Annotated in this window: 2 protein-coding genes and 1 pseudogene; 1 reads left to right on the forward strand and 2 read right to left on the reverse strand. The window is 64.1% G+C overall.

The annotated features are described in order from the left end of the window. A pseudogene (locus EN932_RS38505) lies at nt 1-295 on the forward strand (ATP-dependent helicase); the annotation flags it as partial. A gap of 103 nt (nt 296-398) precedes the next feature. On the opposite strand, the gene EN932_RS32495 reads toward EN932_RS38505, so the two are convergent. Next, on the reverse strand, nt 399-1,361 hold the full coding sequence (locus EN932_RS32495) for an alpha/beta fold hydrolase (RefSeq protein ID WP_127369298.1): 963 nt from the start codon (nt 1,359-1,361) through the stop codon (nt 399-401). 90 nt (nt 1,362-1,451) lie between these two features. After that, the coding region (locus tag EN932_RS32500; RefSeq protein WP_164890739.1) for an SDR family oxidoreductase at nt 1,452-2,270 on the reverse strand (819 nt) is incomplete at its 5' end.

Genomic DNA, 2,270 nt, shown 5'->3' on the forward strand with positions numbered 1-2,270 from the left:
CATCCGCACCAAGCTGCCGATCGTTGCCGACCATCTCGGCAGCCCCGATCCGCTGCGCAATCCGGCTGAAAAGAACGAGCGTTTCGAGCCGGCCAATGACCGCAACGACCGCAATGGCCGTCGCGACGGCAGGCGGCCCGGTGGCGAGAACAAGGGCAACGGCTTTGGCAAGAAGCGCTTCGGCGACAAGCCGGCCTTCGCCGGCGAGCGCAAGCCGGACGGCGCCAAGCCGGCCTTCAAGGGCAACAACAAGCGCCGCTTCGGCGGTAAGCGTCCGGCTGCGCGGGCCGCGTAAGCCAGACCGCGCTGTAGTCAGTCAAGCTTCGGCTGGCTGATTGCCGAGACGAAACAAGAAAAGGGCGGCCGAAGCGATGCTTCGGTCGCCCTTTTTCGTCGGCCTACTTCACCACCGCTTCGATCCAGACGGCGATCCTTTGCGCCAGAAACGCCGTGGTCGATGGCGACAGTGCGTCGCCGGCAATGACGTGATTGTCCGGGTCGCCAGTGTCGTCGACCGGAACCAGTTCATGCGGCGCGCCCCAGCGCCCGGCAATCTCGCGGCTGCGGTCGGCCCGCACCACTTTGTCCGAATCAGAAAAGATGAACAAAGCAGGGACGGTCGCCTTCTCCACCGGCGCGCCATAGGCAAGCTCGGTCAGCGCCTGCATCGGCAAGGTTGCTTCGATCGGATAGCGGGTGGTCCAGAATTTTTCATTCAGCGCGTTGCGCGGCACGAAGCTATGTTCCTTGCCGGCGACCAGCCTGGCGATTTGTTTGCCCCACGGCATGGTCAGGATCCCGGCGCCCGAAGTCTTGACCCCGAAGTTCGGGGAGATGAACGCAATCGCCGCCACCCCGTCCGACGCACCGGGCTGCGTTGCCGCCCAGACCGCCAGCGAGCCGCCGGTCGAAGTCGAGATGACGATCACCTTGTCGCCGATCGCCCGGCCGATGGCGAGCGCCTCCTCATAGTCGTTGATCCAGGCATTGATGCTGCCTTGCGTCATCGCCGCGCCATCCTGCCCATGACCGGTAAGCCGTGTGTAGAAGAGATTGGCGTCAAGCTGTTCCGCCACTTCGTCAGGCAGCGGGCGGACCTCGCCCTTCGATGCGGAAAAGCCGTGGATGTAGACGATCGATAGCGGGGTCCTGGCATGCACCAACGGATCGGCCCAGACGATCTCCTTCTCCAGCCCGTCTCGGATTCCGGGGATGGCGGCTTCCGCCTTTGCCACATAGGCCTGCGGATCGTCGCCGATGAGCGAGGGATCGAAACGGATCGTGGTGTCGACGCGAACGCGCGGGCCGAACACGAAGGCCAGTGCGAGAACGGCAATAAGGCCCAGCACAGCAAGCACGATCGTCGCCCCATCGCAGACTCCACGCGGCACTTGTCTCAACCATGGCGACGGCGGCCCGAAAACGGGGAGCCTGCCAATTTCGCAGGCGTCCTATTCGATCGGCGGCTTGCGGTCGTAATGCAGAGGCCGCGCCTTCCAACTGGTCATCAGGCTGATAAACCCTCTGCACAGCGGCCTCGGCAGCAGGGCGAGCAGTTTCAGCGGCCAGCTTGTCCGGCGCGGGAAATGGACTTCGAAGCCGCCCGATTTGATGCCCCGCGCCATGCGGCGCGACGCACGGCTGACCGGCATCAGTCCCGGCATCGGCAGCATGTTCTTCTCAGTCAGCGGGGTGTCGATGAAGCCAGGATTGAACACCTGGATACGCACGTTCATCTTGTCGAAATCATACTTCAGCGACTCGGCCAGGATGTTGATGGCCGCCTTGGTGCCGCCATAGGCGGCCGTTGTCGGCCAGCCGAAATAGGACGTCACGGAGCCGACCAGCACGACATGGCCGCGCGCCCGCACACGCATGCGTTCGACCGCGGGCACGAGACCGTTGATGATGCCGAAATAATTGACCTCGAAGGACCGGCGAAAGTCGTTGACGACAAGATTCTCCCCCGGCGTCGAAATGTAATTCCCAGCATTGAAGATGGCGAGCACGATGGGACCGAGCTCCTTCTCGATCGCAGCGACGGTCCTTGCCATGCGCGGCTCGTCGGTGACGTCGCAGGGAAAGGCCGTGACGCTGCCCGGCATCTGCGCGGTCTCGACGACAAGCGTGTCGATCGGATCGTCGTCGAGCGCCGCCACCGCGACGGCATAGCCCTGGGAAGCAAGATCCCTGGCCAGGGCACGGCCGACGCCGCTCGATCCGCCCGTGATCCAGGCGACGCCGTGCTTCGGGTTGGCCCGGTAGAGTGT

This window comes from Mesorhizobium sp. M7A.F.Ca.US.002.01.1.1 (assembly GCF_004022955.1).
In the GTDB taxonomy this organism is placed as follows: Bacteria; Pseudomonadota; Alphaproteobacteria; order Rhizobiales; family Rhizobiaceae; genus Mesorhizobium; species Mesorhizobium ciceri.